Below are 17,294 nucleotides of genomic sequence, written 5' to 3' on the forward strand. Positions count from 1 at the left end.
GCGAGGCGGATCCGGTGTGGGGGTGGGGAGTTCGGGCCCGCCGGAGGGGGTGCGGGTGATCCGGCCCGCGCTACCGGGAGAGGGCGCGGGAGGTCTGGGCCGCGCCACGGGGGCGCGCTGGTCGGGCCCGCGGCGAGCTGCGGGGCTGTGGCGCTGAGGTGCTCGGGCCCCGGTCGGGGCGGGGGTGTTCAGGCCCCGGTCGGGGCTGTGGCGCCGAGGTGTTCAGGCCCCGGTCGGGGCGGGGGTGCTGAGGTGTTCGAGCTCAGGCGTGGGAGGCCAGGCGGGCCCGGCCGTGCAGGTGCTGCCGCAGGACGGCGAGCAGGTCGTCGAAGGCGGCCCGGGCGTCGGCCTCGGGGAAGCGGTCGCTGTCCCAGGCGAGCCGGATCAGCAGGTCGTCTCCGTGCGAGGCGGAGACGGCCATCGGGGCGGCGAGCGGCCGGCCGGCCAGGTGGGTCTCCCGGCCGGGCGTGCCGCCGAGCACCAGCGGCGGGCGGCGGTGCAGGTCCTCCAGGGTGAGCATGGCGTCCAGGGCTCCCGACCAGGGCGCCCCGGCGGTCCGGGCGGCGCGGACCACCTCGTCGAACGGGGTGCCGGCGTGGTCGAGGTCGTCCCACCAGGCGTCGGCGAGCTCGTCCGGCTCGCCCGTGGCGGCCGGACCGGCCGGGTGCACCAGGGTGTTGAGGAAGCAGCCGAGCGCGGCGGGTGCGCCGGGCGGGCGGCCGCCCCACGGGTAGCCGAGCGCGAGCAGCCCTCCCCCGCCCCCGGGGAGCGGCCCCGACGCCCGGTGCAGCCGGTGCGCGGCGACTCCGACCGCGTCCAGCAGGGCCGGGAAGACGACGGTGCGGGCGGCCCCCTCGGCGGCGGGCAGCCGCTCGACGAGCATGCCGGTGGCGGCGGCCGCGCCGCCGCCCGCGCCGGTCAGACCGCCGAGCCGGCGGCCCCAGTGGGCCTGCGCGGCGGGACCGCCGGCGGCGTCCTCGGCCGCGAGCTGGAGTTCGACGGCCCGCCGGTAGTCGGCGAGGGTCTGCGGGGCGGGACCGTCCGCCGACGCTTCGTCCTGCTCGTACGCCCGGCTCAGCTCGGCGGTGAGCACCCCGAGCGACTGCTCGTCGCAGGCGGCGTGGTCCAGCGCGAGGGCGAGCAACTCCTCTTCGCCGTCCGGCTCCCGGGCGATCAGCAGGCGTAGCGCGGGCCCGTCGACGGGCCAGTCCAGCAGGGCGCGGCGCAGCGCCTCGCGGGCCGTGCCGCCGGCGGTGACGGCGATCCGGGCGGCCTCGACCGACGGACCCCCGACCCGCAGGACGGGAGTGCCGCGTACGGTCGCGAAGCCGCCGCACAGGGCGGGGTGACGGGCGGCGACCGCGGCGGCGGCGCGGCCCAGCCGGTCCGGGTCGAGGGTGCCCCCCGGGTAGGCGAAGAACAGCGGGACGACGTCGGAACGGGTCTCCGGCGCGAGGCGGCGGGTGATCAGGAAGCGCCGCTGGGCGCCGGTCAGCGGGAGCAGCTCCACCGGGGATTCGGCGGCGGCGGCGCGGTACCGGGCGAGGTAGGCGGCGGTGATGCTGGCGTGCACGGAACGGTCTCCGGTTTCCGGTCGCGGCTCGGCAGGTCTGGGGTGGGTCAGGGGGTGCTGGGGCTCATGGCGGGCTCCTCGGTGGCGGTCGCGTCGGCGGCCGCTTCCCGGGCGGATCCGGCCGTTTCGGTCCCGGGCTGGTCGCCGGCCGGCTCGTCGCCGCTCGGCTCGTCACCGGCCGGCTCGTCACCGCCCGGCAGGTCGCCGCTCGGCAGGTCGCGCATCCGTCGCAGCGGCGACAGCAGCAGCGGCAGCGGGACGAGCAGGAAGCCGGCCGCGCAGAGCCAGAGCGCGGTGCGCGGCCCGGCCGTGTCGGCGACGATCCCGCCGCCCAGCGCGCCGAGCGGCAGCGTGCCCCACACCAGGAAGCGCATGGTGGCGTTCATCCGGCCGAGCAGCGCGGGCGGGCAGACGCTCTGCCGGAAGCTGACCTGGGCGACGTTGTAGGCGACCGCGCCGAACAGCACCACCCCGGAGGCGATGCCGAACAGCACCACGCCCGCACCGCCGCCGGACAGCGGCCAGAGCACCGCGAACGGCGCCGTCACCAGCGTCGACAGCCAGATCAGCCGGGCCTGCCCGACCCACCGCGCCAGGTGGCCGGCGCACAGCGCGCCCGCCAGCCCGCCGACGGCGGAGGTCGACAGCAGGACGCCGATGACGCCCGGCGACAGGTCGAGCACCCGTACCCAGAAGACCGTCTGCACGGCCATCAGCACGGCGGCGAACAGGTTGGACACCGCGGTGGCGGTCGCGATCGCCCGCAGCAGCGGGTGTCCGAGCACGAACCGGACGCCCTCCCCCACCTCGGCGCGCAGCGAGCGCCCGGGCTCCGGCTCCGGCCGCGGCTCCTCGACCCGGATCCGGGCGAGCAGCAGCGCGGAGGCCAGGTACCCGCAGGCGTCGGCCACGATGGCGAGCGGCGCGCCGAGCAGCTGGACCAGTCCGCCGCCGAGGCCCGGCCCGGCGATCTGCGCCGAGGAGCGGACCGTCTCCAGTGCCCCGTTGCCGCCGACCAGTTGCTCGCGCGGCAGGACGGCGGGCAGGAAGGACTGGTGGGCGACGTCGAAGAACACCGTGGCCACCCCGGTGACCAGGGCAACCAGGTAGAGCTGCGGCATGGTCAGCACCCCGAGCGCCGCGGCCGGCGGGATCGACCCCACGGCCAGGCAGCGCACGAGGTCGGCGCGGATCAGCACCGGGAGCTTGCGCATCCGGTCCAGCCAGGCGCCGGCCGGCAGCCCGACCAGCAGGAAGGCGGCGGTCTCGGCGGCGGTCAGCAGACCGACCTCGAACGGGGTGGCGTCCAGCACCATCACCGCCACCAAGGGCAGGGCGACCAGGGTGACCTGACTGCCCGTCTGGGCCGCCGCGGCTCCGGTCAGCAGGAGCCGGAAGTCGCGGTGGCCGAGCAGACGGGCCTGACGGGGCTGAGGCTTCTCGTTCATCGGTTCGACTCTCGGTCACCACTTCGACACGGGGCAAGCACCGGGTCCGTTTCCGGACGAACCGCAGCTCGCCCGGAACCCGCCACTCCCTCAGCCGCGCCTTGCGGGCCTCTTAGGTCCCCTTATGGACCGGCCGGGACCGGCCTCGACCGCCGCGCCGCCGGTCGGCCAAGGCGCCGTGGTCCGGGCGCCACCCGGGGCACCGTCCGGTCGTCCGTCCATTTCGGCGTCCGGTATGCGGACGTCGTCTTTCCGGCCAGCGGACGGTGTCACTCAACTTGGCCGGATTCCGTGTAGTGCCGCACGCCCTTCACCTCATCGTGATATCCGCGTGACCCTCGGCAACCGTCGAACCGGCCACCATCCACCGCCACGGTCGGGCCAGGGACCCGCCTTTCTCAGCCGTCCGCCCGGTGGGTGATCGCCAGCACCGCCATGTCGTCGTCCCGCGGCCCGCCGACCCACCGCTCCACGTCCGCCACCAGCGCGTCCAGCACCCCGTCCGGCCCGGCGAACGGCCCCAGCGGGCCCAGCCCGCGCACCGGGTCGTAGAACTCCCCCGTCGCGTCCCGGGCCTCGGTCACCCCGTCGGTCACCAGCAGTAGCGTGCACCCGGACGGGAACGGCCGACACTCCGGTGCGGACCGCCCGGCCCCCAGCGCACCCATCCCCAGCGGCAGCCCGGGGTCGGCCGCGTCCCACCGGTGCACCTCCGGCCCGCCGGCCCGCGCGACCGTGGAGGCGGGGGCGGGCGGGTAGGGGCCGGGGGCGGGCGCGGAGGGGTAGGGGCCGGGGGCGGGCGGGTACGGCCCGGGGCTCAGCAGGTACGGGCCGGGGTGCCCGCAGTCCAGGGTGCGCACCGCGGCCTCCCCCGGCGGGAACTCCACCAGCAGCGCGGTGATGAACCCCTCCATCCGCTGCTCCTCGCTCAGCTGCTCGGGCTCCCGGAGCAGCGAGTCCTCCAGCGCGTCCGCGAGCGCCACCAGGTCCGGCACCCGGTGCGAGGCCTCCCGGAAGGCCCCCAGCAGCACCGAGACCGCCCCCACCGCGTGCAGCCCCTTGCCCCGCACGTCCGCGATCAGCGCCCGCACGCCGTAGGGGGTGACCTGCAGCGCGTACGCGTCACCGCCGATCAGCGCCTCGTCGGCCGCGGCCCGGTAACAGGCCGCGACCGACAACGCGCCCACCCGCCCCGGCGGCTCCGGCAACACCGCCCGCTGCGCCGCCTCCGCCACCGACCGCACCCGTTCCAGCCGCCGCCCGTGCCGGGCCACCACCCGGTTCACCCCGATGCCGAGCAGCGCGGCGAACGCCGTGTTCGCCAGTTCCAGGTAGCCGTCCCCGGTCCCGATGGACCCGTCCTGGGTGGACAGCACCAGGATCCCGGTCAGATTGGCCGCCCCCACCGCGAGGGTGTCCCGCAGCCCCAGCAGCGCGCCCGCCAGCACGGCGGCCGCCGCCAGCATCGGATCGCCCCAGTAGTCGGCCGGATCCTGCGAGTTCCACACCAGCCCGCCGATGATCAGCAACCACGGCGCGACCCGCACGTACGGCGGCCACTGCACGGACCTCGGGGGCATCGGTGACCTGGCTTCCGTCTCACCACCATCCGGAAGGACTTCTTCCGATCGTAGGCACCGGCCTCCGGAACGCGCATGACGGCCGCCGGCGGCCGCCGGGGCGGCCCTTCCCGCCCGCCGCGGGTCACCCGCCCCGGACGTAGCGCCCGGCGCCCGGTCCCGACAGCAGCCCCTCCGGCACCCGGCGCCCGTACGCCACCAGCAGCAGGTGCTCGGCCCGGCCGGCCACGACCAGCGGGCCGTCCCCGTACGACCAGTCGGCGTCCGCCGCCTCCAGCCGGACGCCGTCGAGCCGCGCCCCGAAGAAACGCAGGGAGAAGGGGGAGACGCCGGCCAGCAGGGCCGTCGCCCGCGCCACCGGCAGTCGCGCGGGCAGTCCGAGCGCCACGGTGATGTCGAGGCCGTGGACGGCGTCGTGCGCCAGGGCGGCGATCGGGCCGCCGACGGGCGGGCGCCAGGGGTGGTCGGCGTGCTCGGCCATGGCGGCGGCGAGTTCGCGGTCGGTCATGGTGGCGGCGTCGCGGCGAGCGATCCGGTCGGCCATGCGGTGGACGTTGCCGCCGGAGCGGGCGAGTTCCAGGAGGGTGCGCGCGGTCGAGTGCCGGAAGCCGGTGCTCATGTGCGCAGCCACCTCGCGGGCCCGCCAACCCCCGCACAGCGAGGGCGCGTTCCACTGCTCGGGGGTGAGGTCGGCGAACAACGCGGCGAGTTCACGGCGCTCGGCCGCGATCTCCTCACGGATGCCCGGGGTCCGGTGGGACTGCCCGGTGTCCTGGTCCTGCGGCGCGGTTTCCATGCGTCCAGCCTGCGGCCGGATCCGTACGCCCGTCCAAGACCGGGACGTTCTGCCGCCTATGATCAGCGGTTATGGAACTGCGGCAGCTCCAGTACTTCGTCACCGTCGCCCAGCACGGCAGCTTCACCCGGGCCGCGCAGCTGCTGCACCTGAGCCAACCCGGGGTCAGTGCCCAGATCCGGCAGCTGGAACGCGAGCTCGGCCACCCGCTGCTCGACCGCTCGGGCCGCACCGTGCGCCTCACCCCGGCCGGCGAGGCGGTGCTGCCGCACGCCCGGGCCGCGCTCGCCTCCGCCGCGGCGGCCCGGCGGACGGCGCAGGAGTTCGGCGGTCTGCAGCGCGGACACGTACGGCTGGGCATGATCTCCGGAGCGGCGCTGGCCCCACCGGCCGAGCTTGGCACCTTCCCGGGGCTGGCCACCACCCTCGCCGCGTTCCGCCAGGAGCACCCCGGCATCGACTTCTCGCTGGCCGAGGACACCACCGCGGGCATGCTCGCCGCACTGCGCGACGGACGGCTGGACCTCGCTCTGATCGCCCTGCCCGCCGCCGCGAGCGGGAGCGAGGACGACGACGGCTGGACGACACTGGCCGGGCTCGCCCTGCACACCGTGCTGGAGGTCCCGCTGGTCGCGGCCTGCCCCGAGCACCACCCGCTCGCGACCGCCCGGGCCGGCGCCGCGCACCCGGGTGCCCCGGAGGGCCCCGCGCTGCGCGAGGCCGGCCCGGACGACCGGCTCCCGGTCGCCGCGCTGGCCGGACACCCCCTGGTGAGCACCCCGCGCGGCACCGGCATGCGCACCGCGCTGGAACGCGCCCTGGCCGAGGTCGGGGCGTGCCCGACCGTCGGCGTCGAGGCCGCCGCACCACCGCAGTTGGCGGAACTCGCGGCGCACGGGCTGGGCGTCGCCGTCCTGCCGGACCCGGGCCCCGTCCCCGGACTGCGGATCCGCCCGCTGGCCGGCCCCGTCCCGCGCGTGCGGCTCGCCCTGGCCTGGCCGGGCGGACGGCCCGCCGCGCCGCCGACCGCCGCCCTGGTGTCCCACCTGCGGGCGGCCTACCCGGGGCCGGACGCTGCTCAGCCCTCGGGTTCTGCCGCAGGTGCCTCCAGCAGCTCCGCGGCTGCCGCCAGTGCCTCCGCAGGTGCCTCCGGCGCTTCGGCGGCTGCCGCCACCGCCGCGCCGTCCGCGACGTGCAGGAGCGCGGCCGCGCCGTCGAGCACCTCCCGGTCGAGCGGGAAGTAGCCTTGTCGCGGCGTGGTGTCGGTGCGCGCACGGCCTCCGGCGGACAGCTTGGCCTCCGTCAACTCCCAGTGGCTGACGCGCTGTTGTAGCTGCGCCTCGTAGGTGCCCGGGGCCGGTTCGCCCAGCCCGATGGCCTCGCTGCGACCCAGGCTCGCGGCGATGAAGGCGTACCGTTCGCCCAGCAGCGCGCCGACGATGCGACCCGCGCCGTTCCAGCCGCAGTCCAGTTCGCCCAGCGCCCAGGTGCTCGGGTTCCGCCGCAGGTGCTGGTTGTGCGAGAAGACCAGGGTCGGCCCGCGCCGCGCCTCGAGCTCGCGGATGTCGAGGAGGTTCTGCGCCATGAGCGCGTCCCGCACACCGAGCAGGCCGCTCAGGCGGTCGCTGGGGGTGAGACCCCGGATCGCCGACTGCGCGTGGTAGCGCAGCAGGTCGATGCCCGCGGTCAGCTGCGTCCTGGCCCTGGACCACCGCGCCGGGGAGGTCGCGGCGATCAACTCCGGCGCCCGCGCGTGGAGTCGGACGAGCAGGTCGTCGGCCAGGCAGCGCAGCCGCCCGGCCTCGGCGGTGGCACCGGGCGACTGCGCCGGGTCCAGCACCGCCTCGGCTCGGCTCCAGCGCTCGTCCTCGCCGGCCGGACCGGCGATGTCGACGTCGGCGCCGGGGCCTGCGCCCGGGCCTACGGCCACGCCTGCGCCGAGTCGCAGGTAGTCGCGGGCGTGTTCGAGGTAGCGGCGCGGGCTGGGGGCGCTGTAGTTCTCGGTCGGGAGGTCGAAGCCGTGGAAGGACAGCCGGTCCGCCGGCCGCCGGTTCCGGTTGAACTCCCGCATCCAGGCGACGAGTCGGCGGTTGGCGGCGTGCTCGCCGAAGCCGTGCGAGAAGCCCTCGCGCATCACCGCGTCGAGGGTGCCCACCCCCTCGCGGACGAAGTCGTCCACGGTGAACGCGGCCACCCGGTCGGTTTCCAGGGCGATCGACCGGAAGCCCCGGTCGACCAGCCGGGCGAACAGTTCGTTGCGGATCCACCCGAAGGCCGGCTCCTGGTGCGTCGGCTCACCGAGCCCCAGCAGCTCGCACGACGGGATGACGGAGTCGTGAATGTCCTGGCTCATGAACCTCAAGCGTATCCTTGAAGGAACGGTTGAGACTTTTCCGGTGTCAGCCCGAGGAATCCCGAGAAAAGTCTCAAACCACCGCGTACTGAGGACGACCGACGACCATGCGCCCCTGCGACCTCGCCCGCGAGCACGGCATCTCCACCCAGGCGGTCCGCAACTACGAGCGCGACGGCTGTCTCCCGCCCGCCGACCGCACCCCCACCGGTTACCGGATCTACACCGAGCTGCACGCGGCCGCGTTGCGCGCCTTCCTCGCCCTCGTCACCGCGTACGGGCACGCGACCGCCGGGCCGGTCATGACCGCCGTCCACGCCGACCGGCTCGACGAGGCCCTCACCGCCCTCGACCGCGGCCACGCCCAACTACTGCGCGACCGGGAGACCTTGGCCGCCGTCCGGGAGGCGGTGGGCCATCTCACCTCCGCGCCCGCGAGCGGGCCGTCCGCCCCCGTCGACCGGCCCGACCGGCCGCTGCCCCCCGGCCCGCTCAGCATCGGCGAGGTCGCGCACCGGCTCGGTGTCACCCCCGCGACCCTGCGCGCCTGGGAGGCCGCCGGCATCCTGACCCCGGTCCGCGAGCACGGAACCGGCCACCGCGGCTACCTCCCCGCCGACGTCCGGGACGCCGAACTCGCCCACCTGCTCCGACGCGGCGGCTACTTGCTGGGCCACATCGCCACCGTGGTCCGGCAGATCCGCTCGGCGGGCGGCACCGACGAACTGGCTTCCGCCCTGGACGGCTGGCAGCGGCGCCTCACCGCCCGCGGCCTCGCCATGCTCACCGCGGGGGCCCGCCTCGACGACTACCTGACGCTGCGGTCCGCGCCCTGACCGACCTGAGGGGCGTTTCCCGCCTGACGGGCGTGACCGTCCCGACGGGACCTCACCCGCCTGACGGGCTTGACCTCAAGTGGACTTGAGAGGCGAGGGTGGTCCCATGGACACCGAAACCACGGACCCCACCGCCGCCGTCGCCGTCCGCACCGCGGACCTCGAAGCGATCGAGCAGGTGGTCGCCACCGTCGAGCGCACCCAGCGCGCCAAGGACGCCGAGGGCTTCCTCGCCCTGTTCCACCCCGAGGCCCTCTGGACCACCGCCCACGGCAAGGTCCTCCTCGGCCTCGACGCGATCGCCGAGTTCACCCGCGCCGTCCTGCCCGCCGCCGACTGGGACGGCCAGGTCACCTACCGGGTGGCGCACGTCGGGTTCCTGCGACCCGACGTGGCGGCGGTCAAGGTGCGGCAGGTGTACCACTCCGCCGCGGGCGACTCCGAAGGCGCCCCGCTGTACGTCATGACCAGGCAGGACGACGGACGGTGGCTGCTGCACGCCGGCCAGAACACCGAGGTGAGGGCCGATCGGCCCGCCCGATGAGCGGATCCGGCCGGACCGCGAGAGGGCTTCCGCGAGAGCGGGCGGGTGGCGGCGAACCCGCGGAGTCCACCAATTGTCCTCACTCGGCACACATCGCCTCCACAATGTGCCTGATTGTCGCCCCAGGCGCCGGCATCTCGGGCTAGCGTTTCCTCCGACGCCGTACCGGGCGGCGCCAGGGAGGGGAGCGTGGACATGAAGTCTCTTGCCGCAATGGCCCGTTGGGGGATATCGGCGGTTGCCGCAGGAGCCCTGCTCGCACTGGCGAGCGGGGCCGCCGAGGCCGCCGGGCCGATGGCCGGCAGCGAAGCGACCATCGCCGTGGGACAAGCGCGGGCCGTGCCGATCGTCAGCCCGGACGGCACCAGGGCCTACGTCGCGACCGCCGACGGACAGAAGCGCCTCTACGTCAAGGCGGTCGACACCCGGACGGACGAGATCGTCGGACAGGTCGCGGTGGGCTACGACGACTGGCTCAAGGGCCTGGCGCTCAGCCCGGACGGCTCACAGCTCTACCTGCTGAACGCGTCCACCCTGACCGTGGTCGACACCGCCTCGCTCACCGTGCTCCACACGACCACCGTGCCCGACCAGCCGAGGCCGGACTCCTGGACCGCGGGCGAGACCGAGCGCCTCGCGCTGAGCCCCGACGGGGCGACCCTCTACATCTCCCAGGACGGACCGCACGGCTTCCGTGCCGTGGGGAACGGCCGGATCCTGACCTTCGCCACCGCGCAACGGGGGTTCACCGGCTCGGTCGAGGTCCCGACCGTCTGGGCGCGAGGGCTGGCCGTCCGACCGGACGGCCGCGGCCTCTACGTCGGCGGCAGCTCGGGCGTGGTGCGCCTGGACACCGCCGGCGCCGTCCCGACCGTCGTCCGGACCATCCCCGACACGGCGACGGCGCTGGGGACGGGTCACGATCTGGCGCTCACGCCGGACGGCCGTCGGCTGCTCGCGGTGAACGCGACCGGCAGCGGCCAGGGCGAGCTCATCGACACCGCCACCGACACCCCCACCGCGCACCTCACCCTGACCGGCAGCTGGGCCGGTCTCGGCAACCCGCGGCCCGGCGTGGACGGTACCCGCTTCTACGTCACCACCGGCGACACCGACAGCGGCGCCTCCGTCCTGGCCCTCGACGCCGCGACGGGTGCGGTCGTCCCCGCCGAGACGGTGACCGGGCTGGACGAGGTGTGGGTGAACGGCCTGGCCGTCGGCCCGGACGGCCACACCTTCTACGCCGGCGGGTACGTCAAGGACGTCGACAGCGTCGCCAACCTGCAGATCATCCCCTTCTGAGCGGCGCGGTCCAGACCCTCGAACACCACCCACGAACCAACGGTGGCCCGGGGCCGGCCTCAGACGGTTTCGGCCAGGGTGGAGTCGAGCCGGTCCAGGACGAGGGGCCAGCCCTCGGCCATGCCGTCGTACGCCTGCCGACCCATCGGTGAGTCGAGGTCGAAGCCCGCATGGGTGAGGACGAGGCGGGTGCCCTCGCCCTCCGGGTGCAGCGTCCAGGTGATGGTGGTGTCGAGCGAGCCCTCGGCGAACCGATAGGCCAGCAGCCGCTGGTCGTCCACCTCGGTGACCTCACAGGGCTGGCTGCCGAAGGCGCCCATGTCGAGGGTGAAGCGGTGTCCGGCGACGGGCTTGATGTCGCCGGCGGCCCACCAGCGGGCGTGGAGGTCAGGGTCGGTCAGGGCCCTCCACACCGCGGCCGGCGGGTGGGGCAGGAACTTCTCGCAGGTGATCGTGTTGTTCTCGGTCATGCCTCGTCGTCCTCGTCCAGGAGATCGGACAGCGCGTCCAGGCGCTGCTTCCAGTAGTGCTCGAACGGATGCAGCCAGTCGCTCACCTCGGCCAGTCGCGCCGGTTCGAGGTGGTGGAAGCGGTACCGGCCGCGCGGCTCCTCACGCACCAGTCCGGCGGCGCGGAGCACCGCCAGGTGCTCGGAGACCGCGGGCCTGCCGAGCTCGAACATCCCGGCCAGCTCCCCTGTGGAGCGGGGGCCGTCCCGCAGGCTTTCGAGCAGTCTGCGGCGGACTGGATTGGCCAGCGCGCCGAACACGTCGGTGGGCATGGCGCCATTATGCGTCGGATAATTCCGACGCGTCAACAATCTCCGACGCATCCACGGGCGGCCCGGTCACTCCCCGAGCAGATCGGCGACCTCCGAGCCCGGGCCGGCGAGGACCCGAGACCACTGAGCCGATGGCGCCACGCCCGGGCCGACCGCTCCCGCAGGGACGCGCCCCGTGAGCGCCGTTCGGCAGGACCCCGGCGAGGCGGCTCGCCGGGGTCAGGCTTCGCGGTACCGGGACCTGGAACCCGGTCTCCGCCCTCCGGGTCAGCCGACCCGGGTGAGGCGCGCGGGGCGGGCGGCGGGGCCGTCGGCGAGGGCGGACGGCTGGTCCTGCTCGGGCCGTTCGGGGCCGGCGAGCAGGATGGAGCGCTGCAGCCGGCGCAGCGCGCCGGACGGCTCCATGCCCAACTCCCGTACCAGGGTGTTCCGCAGGCGCTGGTAGGCCTCCAGGGCCTCGCCGCGACGACCGGAGCGGTGCAGGGCGATCATGTACTGGCCGTGCAGGCTCTCATGGGTGCGGTAGCGGTCGACCAGGACGGTCAGTTCGGCGAGCAGCACCCGGTGGCGCCCGAGCCGCAGGTCCGCCTCGATCCGCTGGTCCAGCGCGCAGAGCCGGGTCTCCTCCAAGCGCTTGGCCTCGACGGCGAGTTGGCCGCCGACCGGGACGTCCGCGAAGGCCGGTCCGCGCCACAGCGCCAGCGCCTCGCCCAACTGGCGGGCGGCGAGCGGAAAGTCACCGGCGTCCATGGCGCGGTAGCCGTGCCCGGCGAGGCGGTCGAACTCCTGGAGGTCGACGAGTCCGCCGCCGCTGTTCAGCATGTAGCCGCCGGCCGAGGTGACCAGGACGTCCTTGGCGCAGGACGCTCCCGGACCGCCCTCCCCCTGGGCGAGCGCACGGTCGATGAGGTCGCGCAGCTGCAGGACGTAGGTCTGCACGGTGGTGCGCGCGCTGCGCGGCGGGCGGCCGCACCAGAGTTCCTCGGCGAGGCCGCCGGCCGGGACGACCTGGTCGGCCCGTAACGCGAGCAGGGCGAGCACCTGCCGAGGCTTCGGGGCCGTCGGCACCACCGACACCCCGCACAGTTGGACCCCCAAGGCCCCCAGCACCCGGATTTCCACGACGACCACCCCAAATCCAGACGGATCGGCGACCCCGACGGCCACCGGCCGGGCGGGCGCTCCTCTGCTCGACGCTTCCGCGAGGCTCCGCGGAGGATCGTTTGAGCACCCGACGCCTATCCAAAAACAGGACGGACGGTTTGTCAATACAAAACCGAACGCGCTGTTTGTTTCTGGGCGGAGGAATCGCCCCTGGAACGGGACAGCGGGTGGAGCGGTGCTCCCCGCAGGACTCGGGGAGGGTCTCGGACGGGCCTCAGCGCGACGCGGCCCCGCCCAGGCGGGCCCCCTCGGCGGCCTCCCCCTCACCGACGCGCCCCTCACCGACGCGACCTTCGCCCTCGCCGCCCCCGCCGCCCCCTCCGCCCTCGCCGCCCCCGGCCGCGGCCCGGGCCGCCTGCAGTTCCGCCACCACCCGGCCGCCCCGGTCCACGCCGAGGTCGAGCGTGGCGAGCACCCCGGGCACGGCGATGCTCGGCATCAGATGCTGGTAGAGCACGGCGACCCGGCGCTCCAGGTCCGCCCGGCCGGACATCTTCTGGGACTGGATCTGCACGCCCGTCCAGGCACCGGTGACCAGCCACGCGGTTTCGGCGGGCACCACCTGCGGAAGCAGTTCGCCGCGTTCGCCGGCCGCCGTCAGCACGCTCTCGGCCCGCTGGATCCACCCGGGCGCGGCGCCGCCGCTGAACTCGCCGAAGACGTCCTGGCCGAGGGAGAGCCGCGCACCCGCGCTCAACAGCGGGTCCCTCGGCATGAGGTGGGCGACCACCATGCCGAGGTCCACGAACTCCTGGAGCTTGCAGTGCCGTTCGGGGATCTCGTCGCGGCCGAACTGCTCCTCGACGACCCCCTGGGCGAGCTCCCGCTTCGAGGCGAAGTGGAAGTACACCGCGCCGCGGGTCACTCCCGCGCGGGCGACGACCTCGCCGATCGTCGCGCCCTCGTACCCGTACTCGTCGAAGACCGATGCCGCCGCCTCAAGGATCTGCCGACGCGTCCGGACCGCCCGTTCCTGCCGCACCACCGCAACCACCCCACCCGAAACGCTCGGCAAACAAAACCAAACACCCCGTATCTTACCCGGCGCGCGTTCGGCCGATCCCTGAGCGCCAGGTCACCTAGGGCCGTCTTTGAGTGAGCGAAAACCGCATGGACGGTATCGGTCGCGCAGGTGTCCGAACCCCCGACCGGAGCCCCTGGAACCGGAGGAACCCCTGCTACTTGCAGCGGCCCCTCGCCCACCGGAGCACCCGCGTGATAATGAACCCGTCAAGTCAGGGTCATGAAATCACCGCAGGTCAATCAAGCTTGACCCATCCAGCACCGTCCGCCGAGGGGCCCCGATACCCACGGGGAGTACCCGAACGATCGCGCTCGGCCGCCGACGAACCTTCGCCCAGGCGCCTTGAAAAGCAAACCGGTAGGTACGTATCTTACGAGCCCTGAGCAGCCCACCCCGCCCGTCACGGCCTTTCGGAGCGCTCCCCATGACTCTGCTTGCCTTCCGCACGCCTGCCTCCGCCCCCGCCACCGCCGAGGACCCCGGGGCCTTCCCCGGGCCGGCCCTGGCAGCCGGCCCGGAACCTCGCCTGACCAGCACCGTCGCCAAGGAGTACGTCCACCGGGCCTGCCACGCCGAGGTCTTCCTCACCGGCAGCGAGCAGCTGAACGAGACCACTTTCGCGGTCTCCGCGCAATGGCCCCGGGCGCACACGTTCTTCAGCACCCCGGACGGCACCCGGCACGACCCGATCCAAGCTGCTGAAACGATCCGCCAGGCCGGGCTCTACCTCGCCCACACCCGGTTCGGCGTCCCGCTCGACCACAAGTTCATGATGTGGAACCTCGACTACACCACCCGCCCGCGCCAGCTCCTGATCGGCGCGACGCCCACCGACCTCACGATCGAGGCCAAGCTCGTCGCCCAGCCGCGCCGCACCCGCACCACGGTCGACTTCACGCTCAGCACGATCGTCCGACGCGGGACGCAGCTGGCCGCCACCGGGCACGCCCGCTTCACCACCGTGCCGAACGCGACCTACCAGCGGCTCCGCCGGGGCCGCCACGAGGTCGACGCGCTCCCGGCACCCGGCGTGACCGCCGAGCCGCTGCCGCCGGCCCGGGTCGGCCGGCTCCGCCCCTGCGACGTCGTCCTCAGCCCCGCCGACGCGCCGGGCACCTGGCACCTCACCCCCGACTTCTGGCACCCGATCCTCTTCGACCACGCCAACGACCACATCCCCGGCATGGTCCTGCTGGAGGCCGCCCGCCAGGCCACCAACGCGCTGACCAGCCCGGTCGCCGTCACGCCGACCTCCGCGGCCACCACCTTCCACCGCTACGCCGAGTACGACGCGGCCACCACCATCACCGCCCGGCACACCCCCGGCGAGGACGAGGACACCCTGACCACCACCGTCACCGGCCATCAGCACGGCGAGCCGATCTTCACCACCGTCCTCACCGGCCACCCGGACCACCGCTGACCCGCGGGCCCGTCTGACCCGCAGGCCCGTCACCGCACCGAGCGGGCAGCCGGTGCGGCAGGACCATCGACACGGCGGAGCACCCGCCCCGCCCCGACCCGCCCGAGCGGCCCGCCCGACCTCCCCGGTCCGGCGGGCCGTCGGCCTTCCCGCCCCCTGCGTCCCCCGGCGAGCCACCCGGCGCCCGCCATGCGGCCCGCCGTTCGTCGCCGCCCGGCCCGCCACGGCGGCCCGGGGACGAATCCTGGGAGGAACCCACGACCCCCCGGTCTGGCCCCGGAACGAACACCTGCGCGAGGATGTCAGCCCTTGGATCCGCTGCCGACGGGGAGTACGCAGTGAGTGAAGTCGCTTCGCACCCATATGAGTTGATCAGACTGACGGACCGTCCGGGAACGGACGACGCACCCGGTCGCGATGGACGGACCGGTGGCCGCAACGTCCGGGTCCGGGTCCTGGGGCGGCACGCTCCGGGGTCCCCGCTCGGGCACGACTGGCTGGACTGCGAGATCACCGTCACCGCCGACTCGGTGCGCGGGCAGTTCGTCACCCTGGTCACCGATCGCCAGCTGCGGCAGTGGGACGCCGCCCTGGACCGCCTCGGCCAGGGTTGCGCGGTCCGCTGGCTGGACGAGGAGCACGGCCCCGAGCTGCGGATCGAGCCCGGACGTCCGGGCGGGCTCTGGGTGACGGTGTCGGACGCGGAGGACTCGGGCGTCACCCTCCGGGTCGTCCTCTCCCCCGCCCCCGGCTGGCTGGACGAGCAGCGGGCCCTGCTCAAGCTCGTCCGGGACGCCTATCCGCCCGGGACGCTCGCGGTCGAGCCGGGTGCCCACGACTGGCCCGGCACTACGACCGAGGAGCACTGACGGACCGTCAATGTCCTGATGCCCCAGCACTTCCCCATCGGCCGAGCGAGCGGTCGGGCAGGGCGAGGAGGAACAGCAGGGCCGCGCCGCCGAGCATGAACAGCGCGAGGTGGTGCAGCCCTCCCGTGGTGGCGCCCCGCGGGAAGAAGGCGGCGTTCGCGGCGGAGGCGGCCATCGCGCCCAGATACATGAAGGTGCGCAGCAGCCCCGCCGCGGACGCGATGGCGGCCGGGTCGGCCTGGTGGTAGAGGGCGGTCTGATTGCCGAGCCCGATCAGGCCCTGCGGCACGCCGGCCACCACGCCGACCGCGATCAGCAGCACCACCGGACTGTCCGCGCGCACCAGCGACAGGCCGGCGCAGGCGGCCATCTGGCAGACCGCCCCGATCAGCAGCTTTCCGCGCACCGCCGAACTGCGGCCGGTGAGGCCGGAGACCGCGAGGGCGGTGAGCGACAGCGGCAGGAAGATCAGCCCGGCGGTGGCGGCGGACAGGCCCCGCCCCTCCTCCAGCCACTGGGTGTAGCCGTAGAGGAAGGCGTAGACCGTGGTGTAGCCGAGGAGTTGGCGCAGGTACGTGGCGACCAGCGGACGGTTTCCGGCGAGCGCCCGCAGGTCGATGAACGGGGTACGGGCCCGGGCCTCGCGCACCGCGAAACCGACGGCCGCCAGCAGGGACAGCACCGGCAGGTACCAGAGCGCGGCGCCGGGCTTCATCAGGAACAGCATCAAGGAGAGCAGCAGGACGGCGAACAGCGCGATCCCGGCGTGGTCGAGGCGCTCGGGCCGGTGCGGCCGCCCGTGGTGCAGCTGCTCGTGGTGCAGCCGCTCGCGTTTCGGCCGCCCGTGGTGCAGCTGCTCGCGGTGCGCGGCGGCGATCGGCAGTCGGGCCGCCCCGAGCAGCAGACAGGCCAGTGAGAGCGGGACGTTGACGGCGAGGACCGTCCGCCAGCCGCCCACCCCGATCAGCAGTCCGCCGAGGGTCGGGCCGACCACGGCGACGGTCTGGTTGGCGACGGCGAGCACGGTCAACACCCCGGTGGGGCTGGACTCCCCGGTCCGCTCGGCCTCACTGCGGGTGAGGTGCATCGCGGCCGGATACGCCGCCGAGGTGCCCAGCCCGAGCAGCACCCGGGCGACGATCAGCAGCCCGAGCGACGGGGCGAGCGCACCGAGCAGGCCGGCCACGCCGACCAGGGCCGTCCCGGCGAGGTACAGGCGCCGCGGCCCGTAGGTGTCCACCAGGCGCCCGATCACCGGCTGGCCGACGGCGGTGGCGAGGTAGAGCCCGGTGACCAGCCAGGCGGTCTCGCCGGGCGGTGCACCGAAGGCGGCGCCCACCGGCACCAGGGCCACCGCGATCATCGAGGAGTTGATCGGGTTGAGCACCGAGCCCAGCACCATCGGGGCGATCAGCCGTCGGTCGAACCCGCCTCCGCCCGGGGCGAGTTGACACCGGTCCGGCCGGAGACGATGGGACCACGGACGACCGGACCACGCATGACCTGACGGCGGACGACCGGCCCACGGACGACCGGACCACGCACGACCTGACGGCGGACGACCGGCCCGGAAGCGGTCGCCCCGGAGCCGGGGAGACCGG

The 17,294-nt window shown here is 74.6% G+C and carries 15 protein-coding genes and 1 pseudogene; 6 read left to right on the forward strand and 10 right to left on the reverse strand.

Translation table 11 applies throughout. The features are described from left to right. Positions 1–262 precede the first annotated feature (262 nt). From ACIRD3_RS05660 to ACIRD3_RS05675, 4 genes are all read right to left on the reverse strand, one after another. A complete protein-coding gene (locus tag ACIRD3_RS05660) occupies positions 263–1,573 on the reverse strand; it encodes a non-ribosomal peptide synthetase (RefSeq protein ID WP_402212089.1) in 1,311 nt (436 codons plus the stop codon). A gap of 47 nt (positions 1,574–1,620) precedes the next feature. Next, positions 1,621–3,021 carry an MFS transporter gene (locus ACIRD3_RS05665; protein WP_402212092.1) on the reverse strand — a complete coding sequence of 467 codons (1,401 nt, stop codon included), beginning with the start codon at positions 3,019–3,021 and terminating at the stop codon, positions 1,621–1,623. 398 nt (positions 3,022–3,419) lie between these two features. Beyond that, on the reverse strand, positions 3,420–4,601 hold the full coding sequence (locus ACIRD3_RS05670; protein ID WP_402212095.1) for a PP2C family protein-serine/threonine phosphatase: 1,182 nt from the start codon (positions 4,599–4,601) through the stop codon (positions 3,420–3,422). A gap of 124 nt (positions 4,602–4,725) precedes the next feature. Then, entirely contained in the window at positions 4,726–5,397 is a 672-nt protein-coding gene (locus tag ACIRD3_RS05675; protein ID WP_402212097.1) for a maleylpyruvate isomerase family mycothiol-dependent enzyme, read from the reverse strand. Positions 5,398–5,468: 71 nt separating this feature from the next. Between ACIRD3_RS05675 and ACIRD3_RS05680 the strand changes: the two are divergent. Continuing rightward, positions 5,469–6,443: pseudogene (locus ACIRD3_RS05680) on the forward strand (LysR family transcriptional regulator); the annotation flags it as partial. Positions 6,444–6,475: 32 nt separating this feature from the next. Here ACIRD3_RS05680 and ACIRD3_RS05685 read toward each other — a convergent pair. Further along, positions 6,476–7,750, reverse strand: coding sequence for an erythromycin esterase family protein (locus tag ACIRD3_RS05685; RefSeq protein WP_402212100.1), 1,275 nt, complete (start codon positions 7,748–7,750; stop codon positions 6,476–6,478). A 107-nt stretch (positions 7,751–7,857) separates the two neighbouring features. Here ACIRD3_RS05685 and ACIRD3_RS05690 point away from each other — a divergent pair, with 107 nt between their 5' ends. The 3 genes from ACIRD3_RS05690 to ACIRD3_RS05700 all read left to right on the forward strand — a co-directional run bounded on the left by ACIRD3_RS05690 (position 7,858) and on the right by ACIRD3_RS05700 (position 10,432). Further along, positions 7,858–8,586 carry a TioE family transcriptional regulator gene (locus tag ACIRD3_RS05690; RefSeq protein WP_402212103.1) on the forward strand — a complete coding sequence of 243 codons (729 nt, stop codon included), beginning with the start codon at positions 7,858–7,860 and terminating at the stop codon, positions 8,584–8,586. Positions 8,587–8,692: 106 nt separating this feature from the next. Beyond that, on the forward strand, positions 8,693–9,130 hold the full coding sequence (locus ACIRD3_RS05695) for an SgcJ/EcaC family oxidoreductase (RefSeq protein ID WP_402212106.1): 438 nt from the start codon (positions 8,693–8,695) through the stop codon (positions 9,128–9,130). 195 nt (positions 9,131–9,325) lie between these two features. Continuing rightward, positions 9,326–10,432, forward strand: coding sequence for a hypothetical protein (locus tag ACIRD3_RS05700; protein WP_402212109.1), 1,107 nt, complete (start codon positions 9,326–9,328; stop codon positions 10,430–10,432). Positions 10,433–10,491: 59 nt separating this feature from the next. Here ACIRD3_RS05700 and ACIRD3_RS05705 read toward each other — a convergent pair whose 3' ends face one another. The 4 genes from ACIRD3_RS05705 to ACIRD3_RS05720 form a co-directional block, all read right to left on the reverse strand. Further along, positions 10,492–10,902 carry an SRPBCC domain-containing protein gene (locus tag ACIRD3_RS05705; RefSeq protein WP_402212112.1) on the reverse strand — a complete coding sequence of 137 codons (411 nt, stop codon included), beginning with the start codon at positions 10,900–10,902 and terminating at the stop codon, positions 10,492–10,494. Beyond that, complete coding sequence (locus ACIRD3_RS05710; RefSeq protein ID WP_402212115.1) at positions 10,899–11,213, reverse strand: ArsR/SmtB family transcription factor; 315 nt, start codon at positions 11,211–11,213, stop codon at positions 10,899–10,901. Before ACIRD3_RS05710 ends, ACIRD3_RS05705 begins: the two co-directional genes overlap by 4 nt. A 267-nt stretch (positions 11,214–11,480) precedes the next feature. Beyond that, positions 11,481–12,335, reverse strand: coding sequence for a BTAD domain-containing putative transcriptional regulator (locus ACIRD3_RS05715; protein ID WP_402212853.1), 855 nt, complete (start codon positions 12,333–12,335; stop codon positions 11,481–11,483). Between the two features lie 256 nt (positions 12,336–12,591). Beyond that, on the reverse strand, positions 12,592–13,362 hold the full coding sequence (locus ACIRD3_RS05720) for a ScbR family autoregulator-binding transcription factor (protein WP_402212118.1): 771 nt from the start codon (positions 13,360–13,362) through the stop codon (positions 12,592–12,594). A 463-nt stretch (positions 13,363–13,825) separates the two neighbouring features. Between ACIRD3_RS05720 and ACIRD3_RS05725 the strand changes: the two genes are divergently transcribed. Both ACIRD3_RS05725 and ACIRD3_RS05730 read left to right on the forward strand, forming a co-directional pair. After that, complete coding sequence (locus ACIRD3_RS05725; RefSeq protein ID WP_402212121.1) at positions 13,826–14,824, forward strand: ScbA/BarX family gamma-butyrolactone biosynthesis protein; 999 nt, start codon at positions 13,826–13,828, stop codon at positions 14,822–14,824. Positions 14,825–15,192: 368 nt separating this feature from the next. Next, positions 15,193–15,693, forward strand: coding sequence for a DUF5959 family protein (locus ACIRD3_RS05730; protein WP_402212124.1), 501 nt, complete (start codon positions 15,193–15,195; stop codon positions 15,691–15,693). Positions 15,694–15,700: 7 nt separating this feature from the next. Here ACIRD3_RS05730 and ACIRD3_RS05735 read toward each other — a convergent pair whose 3' ends face one another. After that, positions 15,701–17,095: an MFS transporter gene (locus tag ACIRD3_RS05735; protein ID WP_402212126.1), complete on the reverse strand. Its 1,395-nt coding sequence runs from the start codon at positions 17,093–17,095 to the stop codon at positions 15,701–15,703. Positions 17,096–17,294 lie beyond the last annotated feature (199 nt).

The sequence above is a fragment of the Kitasatospora sp. NPDC093550 genome (assembly GCF_044764985.1).
Taxonomy (GTDB): Bacteria; Actinomycetota; Actinomycetes; order Streptomycetales; family Streptomycetaceae; genus Kitasatospora.

Excerpts from the sequence above, each read along its gene's own strand:
- ACIRD3_RS05665 (WP_402212092.1), bottom strand. The coding sequence starts at position 3,021 with ATGAACGAGAAGCCTCAGCCCCGTCAGGCCCGTCTGCTCGGCCACCGC.
- ACIRD3_RS05670 (WP_402212095.1), bottom strand. The coding sequence starts at position 4,601 with ATGCCCCCGAGGTCCGTGCAGTGGCCGCCGTACGTGCGGGTCGCGCCG.
- ACIRD3_RS05675 (WP_402212097.1), bottom strand. The coding sequence starts at position 5,397 with ATGGAAACCGCGCCGCAGGACCAGGACACCGGGCAGTCCCACCGGACC.
- ACIRD3_RS05685 (WP_402212100.1), bottom strand. The coding sequence starts at position 7,750 with ATGAGCCAGGACATTCACGACTCCGTCATCCCGTCGTGCGAGCTGCTG.
- ACIRD3_RS05690 (WP_402212103.1), top strand. The coding sequence starts at position 7,858 with ATGCGCCCCTGCGACCTCGCCCGCGAGCACGGCATCTCCACCCAGGCG.
- ACIRD3_RS05695 (WP_402212106.1), top strand. The coding sequence starts at position 8,693 with ATGGACACCGAAACCACGGACCCCACCGCCGCCGTCGCCGTCCGCACC.
- ACIRD3_RS05700 (WP_402212109.1), top strand. The coding sequence starts at position 9,326 with ATGAAGTCTCTTGCCGCAATGGCCCGTTGGGGGATATCGGCGGTTGCC.
- ACIRD3_RS05705 (WP_402212112.1), bottom strand. The coding sequence starts at position 10,902 with ATGACCGAGAACAACACGATCACCTGCGAGAAGTTCCTGCCCCACCCG.
- ACIRD3_RS05710 (WP_402212115.1), bottom strand. The coding sequence starts at position 11,213 with ATGCCCACCGACGTGTTCGGCGCGCTGGCCAATCCAGTCCGCCGCAGA.
- ACIRD3_RS05725 (WP_402212121.1), top strand. The coding sequence starts at position 13,826 with ATGACTCTGCTTGCCTTCCGCACGCCTGCCTCCGCCCCCGCCACCGCC.
- ACIRD3_RS05735 (WP_402212126.1), bottom strand. The coding sequence starts at position 17,095 with ATGGTGCTGGGCTCGGTGCTCAACCCGATCAACTCCTCGATGATCGCG.